At 33.3% G+C, this 13855-nt stretch carries 10 protein-coding genes and 1 tRNA gene; all 11 read right to left on the reverse strand.

Annotated features, from left to right (window positions below):
- Window positions 1–1553 (reverse strand): putative metal-binding motif-containing protein (locus Q0049_RS12510; protein ID WP_298120305.1); only part of this gene is annotated, 1553 nt, incomplete at its 3' end.
- A gap of 174 nt (window positions 1554–1727) precedes the next feature.
- Entirely contained in the window at window positions 1728–2039 is a 312-nt protein-coding gene (locus Q0049_RS12515; RefSeq protein WP_298120307.1) for a DUF3467 domain-containing protein, read from the reverse strand.
- 2 nt (window positions 2040–2041) lie between these two features.
- Window positions 2042–6355, reverse strand: coding sequence for a DNA-directed RNA polymerase subunit beta' (gene rpoC, locus Q0049_RS12520; RefSeq protein WP_298120309.1), 4314 nt, complete (start codon window positions 6353–6355; stop codon window positions 2042–2044).
- 366 nt (window positions 6356–6721) lie between these two features.
- A complete protein-coding gene (rpoB, locus tag Q0049_RS12525) occupies window positions 6722–10534 on the reverse strand; it encodes a DNA-directed RNA polymerase subunit beta (protein WP_298120312.1) in 3813 nt (1270 codons plus the stop codon).
- A gap of 268 nt (window positions 10535–10802) precedes the next feature.
- Window positions 10803–11177, reverse strand: a complete 375-nt coding sequence (gene rplL, locus Q0049_RS12530) for a 50S ribosomal protein L7/L12 (protein WP_298120314.1) — start codon at window positions 11175–11177, stop codon at window positions 10803–10805.
- 54 nt (window positions 11178–11231) lie between these two features.
- On the reverse strand, window positions 11232–11732 hold the full coding sequence (rplJ, locus tag Q0049_RS12535; RefSeq protein ID WP_298120317.1) for a 50S ribosomal protein L10: 501 nt from the start codon (window positions 11730–11732) through the stop codon (window positions 11232–11234).
- A gap of 23 nt (window positions 11733–11755) precedes the next feature.
- The gene (gene rplA / locus Q0049_RS12540; protein ID WP_298120320.1) at window positions 11756–12445 is read right to left on the reverse strand and encodes a 50S ribosomal protein L1; all 690 of its coding nucleotides are present in this window, start codon (window positions 12443–12445) and stop codon (window positions 11756–11758) included.
- A gap of 8 nt (window positions 12446–12453) precedes the next feature.
- Window positions 12454–12894, reverse strand: coding sequence for a 50S ribosomal protein L11 (gene rplK / locus Q0049_RS12545; protein WP_274782332.1), 441 nt, complete (start codon window positions 12892–12894; stop codon window positions 12454–12456).
- A 67-nt stretch (window positions 12895–12961) separates the two neighbouring features.
- A complete protein-coding gene (gene nusG / locus Q0049_RS12550) occupies window positions 12962–13513 on the reverse strand; it encodes a transcription termination/antitermination protein NusG (protein ID WP_298120322.1) in 552 nt (183 codons plus the stop codon).
- A gap of 7 nt (window positions 13514–13520) precedes the next feature.
- The gene (gene secE, locus Q0049_RS12555) at window positions 13521–13715 is read right to left on the reverse strand and encodes a preprotein translocase subunit SecE (RefSeq protein WP_298120324.1); all 195 of its coding nucleotides are present in this window, start codon (window positions 13713–13715) and stop codon (window positions 13521–13523) included.
- An 18-nt stretch (window positions 13716–13733) separates the two neighbouring features.
- Window positions 13734–13804, reverse strand: a tRNA-Trp gene (locus tag Q0049_RS12560).
- Window positions 13805–13855: the final 51 nt, after the last annotated feature.

Raw genomic sequence — 13855 nt, forward strand, 5'->3', positions numbered from 1 at the left:
ACTTTAAAACGATATCCTTGTGCGCCTGAAATATTTGTAGCATACATAGAAGTTGATAATCCTGATACTGTTGTTCCACATTGTGCCGCTGGCAAAGTAGAAACTATAGGTGTACATCCACCAGGTAAACCAACATTATCAACGATTCCATTACAGTCATTATCGATTCCATCGTAACAAACATCAACTGCGCCCGGATTGATTGAAGCATTAGCATCGTTGCAGTCTGTATCATTTGAAACACCACATGCTACTAATGTTGTTGAACCAAATCCGTCATTATCATTATCTAAATATTGAAGTTGATTGTCATTACAATCTGAATTATTAATTGGACCACTTGCTGCCAAAACATTGGATCCAAATCCATCAGCATCAGCATCAACGTAAGTTAACAAATTATCATTGGAATCTGAATTATTTGTTACTCCACAAGCAACTAATGTTGTTGAACCAAATCCGTCATTATCATTATCTAAATATTGAAGTTGATTGTCATTACAATCTGAATTATTACTTGGACCACTTGCTGCCAAAACATTGGATCCAAATCCATCAGCATCAGCATCAACATAGGTTAACAAATTATCATTGGAATCTGAATTATTTGTAACATAACCTATTGGCGCACCAGAACAACTAACTTGCGTTACGTTTACATTCCCAAAACCATCACCATCTAAATCTCTATAATAGGTAACATTTGGGTTTACTACAACAGTAACATTTTTGCCAGAAAAATTTGTTGAACAACTTGTGGAAGAAACAGATCCACTTACAATTGTTATAATTGCACCATTAGCAGCTAAAGGCAGTGGAGGTGTATTGAATGAGAAAGTACCTGAAGCACTTGAAGTCCCACTCACTGAATATTGTAATGGACCAGTCATTGAATTCGTGTAAAAGAAAGTTCCCGAAGTACTAGGCAATAATCCTGTCATAGTTACTGATGAAGTACCATTTTCACAAGCTGCTGTAGCTATTACAGTATTTAAAGTTGGAATCGCATTAACTGTAAAAGTGGCTTTGTAGTTAGCTCCACCATTACTTGCAAACTGAGTACCTGAACATGATGTTGATTGATCAGAATATACCTCTAGAGTGTAATTTCCGGCAGAAAGTCCAGAAAGTAAATTAACATTGTATGAAGAAGAACTCCATCGTTGATCTTTTCCTCCACAACCATTATTAAAATCTGAAGTAAAACCAATATTATTTACCACAAATGAACCAGAAGGAGATCCAGTTTGATAAATACGATAATTAATTCTTGTGCTTGAAATATCACATCCGTTACATTTATAGTTATTATGTTCAGCACCTTTAAATACAAGGCCTGTTGAACCTTGACAAAATGAACCTAGGTTTGCTCCATTAAAATCTGCATTAGCTGTACTAGCTTGAAGATCATAAAATGTATTACCTCCACCATTTACAGACAAGATTATAAAAGTTGAATTAAACCCTGCACTTTGAGAAAAAGTTGCAGATGAATAAAATAATAACATTAATAAAAATGAAATAAGACTAACTTTTTGTAATTGTTTTTTCATAATTTAATTTTAGATTTATCGTAAAATTATATAAAAAAAGTTATTTATTTTATTATCAATAAACTATAACGTTTTCGTGTTGATAAATTATCATTATTTTAGCATAAAAAAATCAATTAAGCATAAAAAACTCCTCAATTTCTTGAGGAGTTTTTTAATATTTATCTTCGGCTATTAAGCTTGACCACCTGAACCAAAATTTAATGGTATGTGTGGTTGCTCAGAATCTTTTATTTCACCGTGAGCAACTTCAAATCTATGTATATTTTCTCCAATAGCTTTAAGTAATCTTTTAGCATGTTGAGGAGTTAATATAATTCTTGATTTAACTTTAGATTTAGGAACACCAGGCATGATGGTCACAAAATCCAAAACAAATTCAGATGGAGAATGATTGATAATTGCTAAATTAGAATAAATTCCTTCAGCAGTTTTTTCATCAAGCTCAATATTTATTTGTCCTTGTTGTTGATTGTTATCGCTCATAATTAATAGATGTATTCTTCTTTATTAGCCATCATTTCGTTATAGTCATCTTTAGAACCTACAATAGTATGATCATAATCTCTCATACCTGTACCTGCAGGAATTCTATGTCCAACGATAACATTTTCTTTTAATCCTTCTAATGTATCAACTTTACCAGCTACAGCTGCTTCATTCAATACTTTAGTTGTTTCCTGGAATGATGCTGCAGAAATGAATGATTTAGTTTGAAGCGATGCTCTTGTAATACCTTGTAATACAGGAGTTGCAGTAGCAGTAATAACATCACGAGCTACAACTAAATTTTTATCATTACGTTTCAACAATGAATTTTCATCTCTCAATTCTCTTGGTGAAATGATTTGTCCTGGTTTAAGATTATCAGAATCACCAGCATCTTCAACAACTTTCATTCCATATAATTTATCATTTTCATAGATAAAATCACTTGTATGGATTAATTGTTCTTCTAAGAATAAAGTATCTCCTGGATCTTCAACTCTAACTTTTCTCATCATTTGACGAATAACAACTTCGAAGTGTTTATCATTAATTTTTACACCTTGAAGACGATAAACTTCTTGAATTTCATTAACCAAATACTGTTGAACAGCAGATGGACCTTGAATTCTTAAAATATCATCAGGAGTAATTGCACCATCAGATAAAGGAACTCCAGCTTTCACGAAGTCATTTTCTTGAACAAGAATTTGGCTTGATAATTTTACTAGATATTTCTTAATCTCACCAAATTTAGATTCGATGATGATTTCACGATTACCTCTTTTAATTTTTCCAAATGAAACAACCCCATCAATTTCAGAAACTACAGCAGGATTTGAAGGATTACGAGCTTCTAACAACTCAGTAATTCTTGGTAAACCTCCTGTAATATCACCAGCTTTAGAAGAACGACGAGGAATTTTCACAAGAATTTTACCTGCTTTAATTTTTTCTCCATCTTCTACCATAAGGTGAGCTCCAACTGGTAAGTTATAAGAACGGATTAATTCTCCATCTTTTCCATAAACCAATAATGTTGGGATTAATTTTTTATTTCTTCCTTCTGAAATTACTTTTTCTTGGAAACCTGTTTGTTCGTCGATTTCAACTTGGTATGATTGACCTTGCTCTAAATCTTCGTAAGCAATTTTTCCAGTAAATTCAGAAACAATTACTCCATTATATGGATCCCATTTACAAATAGCAGCACCTTTTTCAACTACATCACCATCTTTAACATTAATGATAGATCCGTAAGGAATGTAATGTGTACTTAAAAGGATGCCTGTTTTAACATCAATTAATTTTAATTCTGTTGAACGAGATACAACAATATCTACTTTATTACCATCTGCGTCTTCACCAATAACAGTTTTTAAATCTTCAATTTCAAGTTTACCACCAAATCTTGCAACAATACTTGATTCTTCAGAAACACCTCCTGCAACTCCACCAACGTGGAATGTACGTAAAGTTAACTGTGTTCCTGGTTCTCCAATAGACTGAGCAGCGATAACTCCAACTGCTTCACCTTTTTGAGTCATTTTTCCTGTTGCTAAATTTCTTCCATAACATTTAGCACAAATTCCTTTTTTAGCTTCACAAGTTAAAGGCGAACGAACCTCAATTTTTTCAACTGGAGACTCTTCAATTGCTTTAACAATAGCTTCAGTAATTTGCTCACCAGCGTGAACTAAAATATCAGAAGTTAAAGGATTGATTACATCTTGCAACGCAACACGTCCTAAAATTCTTTCTCCTAAAGTTTCTACAATCTCTTCATTTTTCTTTAAAGCAGAAACTTCAATTCCTCTTAAAGTACCACAATCAACAGAGTTTACAATAACATCTTGAGAAACATCATGTAATCTTCTTGTTAAATATCCAGCATCAGCTGTTTTAAGAGCGGTATCCGCAAGACCTTTACGTGCTCCGTGAGTAGAAATAAAGTACTCAAGGATAGAAAGACCTTCTTTAAAGTTAGAAAGGATAGGGTTTTCAATAATTTCACCACCACCAGCAGTTGATTTTTTTGGTTTTGCCATCAAACCACGCATACCAGTTAACTGACGAATTTGTTCTTTAGATCCACGCGCTCCAGAATCAAGCATCATGTATACTGAGTTAAAACCTTGTTGGTCTTCTCTAATATTTTTCATTGCTAATTCTGTCAATTGAGCATTTGCAGAAGTCCAAATATCAATAACTTGGTTATAACGTTCGTTATTGGTAATAAGACCCATGTTATAGTTCAATGAAATTCCTTCAACTTGTTCTCTTGCATCTGCAATTAACTTAGTTTTTTGCTCAGGAATTCTAATATCACCTAATGAGAATGACAATCCACCTTTGAAGGCAAATTTATAACCCATATCTTTCATATTATCAAGGAAAGCTGCCGTTGTAGGAACATCTGTAACTGCAAGGATTTTTCCAATAATATCACGTAAAGATTTTTTAGTTAATACTTCATTGATATATCCTGCTGCTTGAGGAACTACTTCATTAAAAAGTACTCTACCCGCAGTAGTTTGAATAATTTTATAAACTAATTCTCCATTTTCATTAAAATCTTTTGCTCTAATTTTTACACGAGCATTCAATTCTAATCTGCCTTCATTCAATGCAATATTTACTTCCTCAGCTGAGTAGAAAGTTAAATCTTGACCTAGAATTGGATGTTCAGGAGTTGACAAACGTTCTTTGGTCATGTAATAAAGACCAAGTACCATGTCTTGAGATGGAACCGTAATTGGTGCACCATTCGCTGGATTCAAGATATTATGAGAAGCTAGCATTAATAATTGTGCTTCAAGAATAGCTTCTGGTCCAAGTGGCAAGTGAACCGCCATCTGGTCACCATCAAAATCCGCGTTGAAAGCCGTACATACTAATGGGTGCAATTGTATAGCTTTTCCTTCAATTAATTTTGGTTGGAAAGCTTGAATACCAAGTCTGTGTAACGTAGGAGCACGGTTCAGTAATACTGGATGTCCTTTAATTACATTTTCAAGAATATCCCAAACTACAGGCTCTTTTTTGTCAATTATTTTCTTAGCTGATTTAACTGTTTTAACAATTCCTCTTTCGATTAATTTACGAATAACGAATGGTTTGTATAGTTCAGCAGCCATATCTTTAGGAAGACCACATTCGAACAATTTCATTTCTGGACCAACAACAATTACCGAACGAGCTGAATAATCCACACGTTTTCCAAGTAAGTTTTGACGGAAACGACCTTGTTTACCTTTTAACGAGTCTGATAAAGATTTTAATGGTCTGTTTGATTCTGTTTTAACAGCAGAAGCTTTACGAGTGTTATCAAATAATGAATCTACTGATTCTTGTAACATACGTTTTTCGTTTCTTAAGATAACTTCTGGAGCTTTAATTTCCATTAATCTTTTTAAACGATTGTTTCTGATGATAACTCTTCTATATAAGTCATTCAAATCTGAAGTTGCAAAACGACCTCCATCAAGAGGCACTAAAGGACGCAATTCTGGTGGAATAACTGGAATTACTTTAAGAATCATCCACTCTGGGCGATTTTCTCTATTCAAGTTTGAATCACGGAATGACTCAACCACTTGAAGTCTTTTTAATGCTTCAGTTTTTCTTTGTTTAGAAGTTTCATTGTTTGCACTATGTCTTAACTCGTAAGAAAGTGCATCTAAATCAGTTCTAGCTAATAAGTCCATAATACATTCAGCACCCATTTTGGCAATGAATTTATTAGGATCATTATCATCTAAATATTGATTTTCCATTGGAAGTGTATCTAAAATATTTAAATACTCTTCTTCTGTTAAGAAATCTAATCTTTGTAACGATTCGCCATCAAGATTTTTTGCGATACCTGCTTGAATAACTACATATCTTTCATAGTAGATAATCATATCTAACTTTTTAGAAGGTAGTCCAAGAATGTATCCAATTTTATTAGGAAGTGAACGGAAATACCAAATATGAGCAATAGGCACAACTAAATTAATGTGTCCCACTCTATCACGACGTACTTTTTTCTCTGTTACTTCTACACCACAACGGTCACAAACGATTCCTTTGTAGCGAATTCTTTTATATTTTCCACAAGCACACTCAAAATCCTTCACAGGACCAAAAATTCTTTCACAAAACAAACCATCACGTTCAGGTTTGTGAGTTCTATAATTGATAGTTTCTGGTTTCAAAACCTCACCACGAGATTCTGCTAAAATTGATTCTGGTGAAGCAAGTCCAATAGTGATTTTATTAAATCTTTTAATGGTGTTTTGCTTGTTGTCTTTGTTGTTTCTATTATTCATCATAGTTTTTACTATTGATTTACTACTATTAATTGAACTTAGATTTATAGTTTGAAAGTGATTAGTGAATAGTGATTAGTAATTAGTTTTTTTTTATTTTTAAATGAATTACAAATCGACAATTCATTTACAATTTTCATTTCGCTAGTTACTATTTACTCTTTACTAATTACTAAAAAACCATTAAGTTACTACCTCGAATTACTTCTCTAAACCTCAAACGTAAAATTTTGAAGTGCTAGTTATAAATAAAATTTATAAAAAATCGGAACGGTTTACGGGTATAAATCTTTAAAAACTTATTAATAATTTGTTTCAAATTCCAAGTTTCAGGTTTACGACTTTAAACCTGAAACCTGAAACAAAAAACTATTCTTCTAATCTAATATCTAATCCAAGACCTTTCAATTCATGCATTAATACATTGAATGATTCTGGTAATCCTGGTTCAGGCATAGTTTCACCCTTAACGATTGCCTCGTAAGTTTTAGCTCTACCAATTACGTCATCTGATTTAACAGTTAAGATCTCACGAAGTGTACTTGACGCTCCATAAGCTTCAAGTGCCCAAACCTCCATCTCTCCAAAACGTTGACCTCCAAATTGAGCTTTACCTCCAAGTGGTTGTTGCGTAATAAGTGAGTATGGTCCGATTGAACGTGCGTGCATCTTATCGTCAACCATGTGTCCAAGTTTTAACATATAGATAACTCCTACTGTTGCTGCTTGGTGGAAACGTTCACCTGTTCCTCCATCATATAAATATGTATGTCCAAATCTTGGTATTCCTGCTTCATCAGTCAATTCATTAATTTGGTCTAAAGTTGCTCCATCAAAAATTGGTGTAGCGAATTTTTTACCTAATTTTTGACCTGCCCATCCAAGAACAGTTTCATAAATTTGACCAATGTTCATACGAGAAGGTACACCAAGTGGATTCAATACAATATCAACTGGAGTTCCGTCTTCAAGGAAAGGCATATCTTCATGACGAACAATACGAGCAACAATACCTTTGTTACCGTGACGTCCTGCCATTTTATCACCCACTTTTAGTTTACGTTTTTTAGCGATATAAACTTTTGCTAATTTCAAGATTCCTGCTGGAAGTTCATCTCCAACAGTAATTGTGAATTTTTCTCTACGTAAAGCACCTTGCAAGTCGTTTAATTTGATTTTGTAGTTGTGAATTAAATCATTAACCAAACTGTTAGTGTCATCATCAGCAACCCATTGACCTTTAGTTAAGTGAGCAAAATCCTCAACAGATTGAAGCATTTTTTTAGAATATTTTTTGCCTTTTGGTAAAACTTCTTCACCTAGATCATTCATAACTCCTTGTGATGTTTTTCCATCAACGATTACAAATAGTTTCTCGATTAATTTGTCTTTTAATTCAACAAATTTTGTTTCGAATTCCATTTCTAATGATGTTAAAGCATCTTTATCTTGAGTTCTTTTACGTTTATCTTTTACAGCTCTAGCAAATAATTTTTTATCTAAAACTACACCATGTAATGAAGGAGAAGCTTTTAGTGAAGCATCTTTTACATCACCAGCTTTATCACCGAAGATAGCTCTTAAAAGTTTTTCTTCTGGAGTTGGATCTGATTCTCCTTTTGGTGTAATTTTCCCGATTAAGATGTCGCCAGGTTTTACTTCAGCTCCAATTCTAATCATTCCATTTTCATCTAAATCTTTAGTAGCTTCTTCAGAAACGTTAGGAATATCATTAGTTAACTCTTCGTTACCTAATTTAGTATCTCTAACTTCTAATGAATAATCATCTACGTGGATTGATGTAAATATATCATCACGCACTACTTTTTCAGAGATTACAATTGCATCCTCGAAATTATAACCTTTCCATGGCATAAATGCAACTTTAAGGTTTCTACCGATAGCTAATTCTCCGTTTTGAGTTGCGTAACCTTCACAAAGTACTTGACCTTTTGTAACTCTATCTCCTTTTCTTACGATTGGTTTTAGGTTAATAGATGTACTTTGATTTGTTTTTCTAAATTTGATTAATTGATATGTTTTTTCGTCTGTGTCAAAACTTACCATTCTTTCTTCTTCAGTTCTGTCGTATTTGATAGTAATCATGTTAGCATCAACATATTCGACAGTTCCGTTACCTTCAGCATTAATCAATACTCTTGAATCAGAAGCTACTTGTCTTTCAAGACCTGTACCCACAATTGGAGCTTCAGGACGTAATAATGGAACTGCTTGACGCATCATGTTTGATCCCATCAATGCACGGTTCGCATCATCATGTTCTAAGAAAGGAATTAATGAAGCTGAAATAGAAGCAATTTGATTAGGAGCAACGTCAGTATAATGAACTGCAGAAGGATCGACAACAGGGAAATCGCCTTCTTCACGGGCAATAACTTTATCAGCTGTAATGTTTCCTTTAGCATCCATTTCGATGTTTGCTTGAGCAATCATTTTACCTTCTTCTTCTTCAGCACTTAAATAAATTGGTTCAGAAGTTAAATCAACTTGTCCGTTAGTTACTTTACGGTAAGGAGTTTCAATGAATCCCATTCCGTTAACTTTAGCATACACACCTAGAGATGAAATCAATCCAATATTTGGCCCTTCTGGAGTTTCAATTGGACAAAGTCTTCCATAGTGCGTATAGTGAACGTCACGAACCTCGAAACCTGCTCTTTCACGAGAAAGTCCACCTGGTCCAAGTGCTGATAATCTTCTTTTATGAGTAATCTCAGCTAATGGATTTGTTTGATCCATAAATTGAGACAACTGATTAGTTCCAAAGAAAGAGTTGATAACTGAAGATAATGTTTTAGCATTAATCAAATCAATTGGTGTAAACACCTCGTTATCTCTAACGTTCATTCTCTCACGAATAGTTCTAGCCATACGTGCTAAACCAACACCAAATTGTTGAGAAAGTTGTTCACCAACTGTTCTAACACGACGATTTGATAAGTGATCAATATCATCAATATCTGCTTTCGCATTAATTAATTCAATCAAATATTTAATGATAGTAATGATATCTTCTTTAGTTAAAACTTGTTTTTCCATAGGAATATCAAGGTTCAACTTTTTGTTCATTCTGTAACGACCTACTTCACCTAAATTGTAACGTTGATCAGAGAAAAACAATTTATCAATAATACCACGAGCCGTTTCTTCATCAGGCGGTTCAGCATTACGTAATTGTCTATATATGTGTTCAACAGCCTCTTTTTCAGAGTTTGTTGGATCTTTTTGTAATGTATTATGGATAATTGCATAATCAACTTGATTGTTATCCTCTTTATGTAATAAAATTACTTTTACATCAGCGTCAAGAATTTCTTCAACATTATCTTTATCTAGGATAGTGTCACGATCTAAAATAATTTCGTTACGCTCAATAGAAACAACCTCTCCAGTATCCTCATCCACGAAATCTTCGTGCCAAGTATTTAATACTCTCGCTGCTAATTTTCTACCAACATATTTTTTAAGACCTGTTTTTGAAACTTTGATTTCCTCTGCAAGGTCAAAAATTTCAAGAATATCTTTATCTCTTTCAAATCCAATAGCACGTAAAAGAGTTGTTACAGGTAATTTTTTCTTTCTATCAATGTACGCATACATCACGTTATTGATATCTGTAGCAAATTCTATCCATGAACCTTTGAAAGGAATTACTCTGGCAGAATACAATTTAGTACCATTTGCATGGAATGATTGACCAAAGAAAACTCCTGGTGAACGGTGTAATTGCGATACCACAACACGCTCAGCTCCATTTATAACAAATGTACCGCTTGGAGTCATATATGGAATCGTTCCTAAATAAACGTCTTGAACTATAGTTTCAAAATCCTCATGTTCAGGATCAGTACAATATAATTTAAGGCGTGCTTTAAGAGGCACACTGTAAGTTAAACCTCTTTCGATACACTCTTGAATAGTGTAACGTGGTGGGTCAACAAAATAATCTAGGAATTCTAATACAAATTGGTTTCTTGTATCTGTAATTGGAAAATTTTCCATGAAGGTATTGTAAAGCCCTTCGTTGCCTCTTTCGTCAGATTTTGTTTCCAATTGGAAAAAATCTTTAAACGACTTAACCTGAACATCAAGAAAATCTGGATATTGAGGAATATTTTTAGTAGAGGCAAAATTCAATCTTTCAGTCTGATTTGTTATCATCAATGGACAAAATTTTGATTTAAAAAAGTAATTTTTTGTGTAAATACACTGTTTAATCTATACTTTTCCTTATTTTTAATCAGCACATCTTTAAAAATAAACCAGGAAAATTTAGTTCATTTCTTTCATCGTAATGATTAAAATTTTTATTCTCGTAAGTTATACAGTTTTATAATAAAACTTTATATAATATATTATACGAAAAATGGTTTAGGTCATTGAGCGATTAAACTCAAGACCTAAACCTTGTTCTAAAACTATGTTAGAGTTATTTTAACTCAACAACAGCTCCAGCTTCTTCTAAAGATTTTTTCAAACCTTCAGCTTCAGCTTTAGTAACTCCTTCTTTAATATTTGCAGGAGCACCATCTACCATATCTTTAGCCTCTTTCAATCCTAAACCAGTTAACTCTTTAACCGCTTTAACAACTGCTAATTTAGAAGCACCAGCATCTTTTAATACTACTGTGAATTCTGTTTGCTCTTCTGCAGCGCCACCGTCTCCAGCACCACCAGCAGCAACTACTACAGCAGCAGCAGCAGGCTCGATACCATACTCATCTTTTAATATTGTAGCTAAATCGTTAACTTCTTTTACTGTTAAGTTAACTAATTGTTCTGCGAATTGTTTCAAATCTGCCATTTTTTCTATCGTTTAAAATGTTTTTAAATTTATTTTTGTTTACTTGTGCGCTAATTATTCAGCTGCTTCACCTTTTTGTTCTGCATTGTTTAACAAAGCAGAAATGATTCGTTTAGCAGGAGATTGAAGTAATCCAATGATTTCTCCAATAACTTCTTCTTTAGATTTAAGTGATGCTAAACTATCTAAAAGATTTTCTCCAATATATATTTCATTATTGATGAAAGCTCCTTTAAATTGAGGCTTATCAGATTTTTTTCTAAAGTCTTTAATTATTTTTGCTGGTGCATTAGCAACATCAGAAATAAAAATTGATGAATTTCCTTTAAGAATTGAAGGTAAATCTCCAAATTCTTTATCAGAAGCTTCCATAGCTTTTTCTAATAGAGTGTTTTTAACAACTTCTAGTTTAATTCCTGCTTTAAAACAAGCTCTTCTTAAATTTGAAGTAGTGTCTGCATCTAATCCTGAAGTATCAGCAATGTATACTATGTTTGCTTCAGCCAACTTTGCAGTTAAATCCTCTATTGCGATTGATTTTTCTTCTCTAGTCATAATAAAAATTGTTTAACTACCAATTATACTGCTTTAGGATCTAAAGCGATAGCAGGACTCATAGTACTAGACAAGTGAATAGACTTGATATAAGTACCTTTAGCTGCAGTTGGTTTTAATTTAATTAATGTTTGAATAATTTCGTGAGCGTTATCTACAATTTTATCAGCTTCGAAAGAAATTCTTCCAATACCTGCATGTACGATACCTGTTTTATCAACTTTGAAATCAATTTTACCAGCTTTTACCTCAGCAACAGCTTTACCAATTTCCATAGTTACAGTTCCAGTTTTAGGATTCGGCATTAAACCTCTTGGTCCTAACACACGTCCTAATGGACCTAATTTACCCATGATAGCTGGCATAGTAATAATTACATCTACATCTGTCCAACCATCTTTAATTTTTTGAAGGTAGTCATCTAAACCTACATAGTCAGCTCCAGCAGCTTTCGCTTCAGCTTCTTTATCAGGAGTAACTAAAGCTAATACCTTAGTATCTTTTCCTGTACCATGAGGAAGAGTTACAACTCCTCTAACCATTTGATTTGCTTTTCTAGGATCAACTCCAAGCTTAACAGCAATATCTACAGACTCGTCAAATTTTGCTGAAGCAACAACTTTCAATAAAGATGAAGCATCTTTTAAAGAATAAAGTTTGTTTTTTTCAATTTTTGAAGCAGCCTCTTTTTGTTTTTTTGTCAATTTTGCCATTTCTTACCTTAATTTAGAGGAGAATCTCCAGTTACAGTTATACCCATAGATCTAGCTGTTCCAGCAATCATGCTCATCGCTTTTTCAATTGTGAAAGCATTTAAATCAACCATCTTATCTTCAGCAATAGCCTTAATTTGATCCCAAGTTACATTTGCAACTTTTTTTCTATTAGGCTGGCCTGAACCAGATTTCAATTTAGCAGCATCCAATAATTGAATTGCAGCAGGTGGAGTTTTTACAACAAAATCGAATGATTTGTCTTTATACACAGTAATTTGTACTGGTAAAACTTTGCCAGGTTGATCTTGTGTTCTAGCATTAAATTGCTTACAGAACTCCATGATGTTAACTCCAGCAGCTCCCAAAGCAGGTCCAACCGGTGGCGACGGGTTCGCAGCACCTCCCTTAACTTGTAGTTTAACTACTTTACTAATTTCTTTAGCCATTTCTTAAAATTTTTACATCTCTCAATTGGAAGCGATTGATGCGGTTTAATATATATGTAACAAAAAATTATACTTTTTCAACTTGCATAAAACTTAATTCTAATGGAGTTCTTCTTCCGAAAATTTTCACCATAACTTCAAGTTTACGCTTTTCTTCATTGATTTTTTCAATGGTCCCATTAAAACCATTAAAAGGTCCATCAATAACCTTTACAGTTTCATTAACTTTGAATGGGATAGATTGAGAATCAACATTAACAGCTAATTCATCAACTTTACCTAACATTCTATTAACTTCAGACAATCTTAAAGGAACAGGATCACCACCTTTAACTTCTCCTAAAAAACCGATTACACCAGTGATAGACTTAATAATGTGAGGTATTTCCCCTACAAGATTAGCTTCAATCATAACATAACCTGGAAAATAAACTTTATCCTTAGAGATTTTTTTACCATCTCGAACTTGTACTACCTTTTCTGTTGGCACTAAAACCTGAGAAATATAGTCATTCATTCCAAGACGATTAATTTCAGTTTCGATATAAGCTTTTACCTTATTTTCCTGTCCACTAACAGCTCTTACAACATACCACTTTTTCAAACTATTATCAGCCATAGCTTAATTATTTAATCCAATTAAAGAAACCAGCTATTGCTTTTGTAAAAAGCTCATCAACACCCCATGTTGCTAAAGCAAAAACTACTGAAAAAACAGCTACAACAATTGTATATTTTTGAACTTCAGCCCACTCTGGCCAAGTAACATTTGATTTTAATTCTTCAAACGCTTCTGAAAAATAATTAAAAACTTTTGACATATTTATATCTTTTTTTTGCACGGGCGGAGGGATTCGAACCCCCATCAACGGTTTTGGAGACCGCTATTCTACCCTTGAACTACGCCCGTATTATTAAAAACCAGTGTCGCCAAAACGACACTGGTTAAATTTATTTATTG

The organism is Flavobacterium sp. (assembly GCF_027484205.1).
Classification (GTDB): domain Bacteria; phylum Bacteroidota; class Bacteroidia; order Flavobacteriales; family Flavobacteriaceae; genus Flavobacterium.

Coding starts and splice junctions, on each gene's coding strand:
- Q0049_RS12515 (WP_298120307.1), bottom strand. CDS start 2,039: ATGAGCGATAACAATCAACAACAAGGACAAATAAATATTGAGCTTGAT.
- rpoC (WP_298120309.1), bottom strand. CDS start 6,355: ATGATGAATAATAGAAACAACAAAGACAACAAGCAAAACACCATTAAA.
- rpoB (WP_298120312.1), bottom strand. CDS start 10,534: ATGATAACAAATCAGACTGAAAGATTGAATTTTGCCTCTACTAAAAAT.
- rplL (WP_298120314.1), bottom strand. CDS start 11,177: ATGGCAGATTTGAAACAATTCGCAGAACAATTAGTTAACTTAACAGTA.
- rplJ (WP_298120317.1), bottom strand. CDS start 11,732: ATGACTAGAGAAGAAAAATCAATCGCAATAGAGGATTTAACTGCAAAG.
- rplA (WP_298120320.1), bottom strand. CDS start 12,445: ATGGCAAAATTGACAAAAAAACAAAAAGAGGCTGCTTCAAAAATTGAA.
- rplK (WP_274782332.1), bottom strand. CDS start 12,894: ATGGCTAAAGAAATTAGTAAAGTAGTTAAACTACAAGTTAAGGGAGGT.
- nusG (WP_298120322.1), bottom strand. CDS start 13,513: ATGGCTGATAATAGTTTGAAAAAGTGGTATGTTGTAAGAGCTGTTAGT.
- secE (WP_298120324.1), bottom strand. CDS start 13,715: ATGTCAAAAGTTTTTAATTATTTTTCAGAAGCGTTTGAAGAATTAAAA.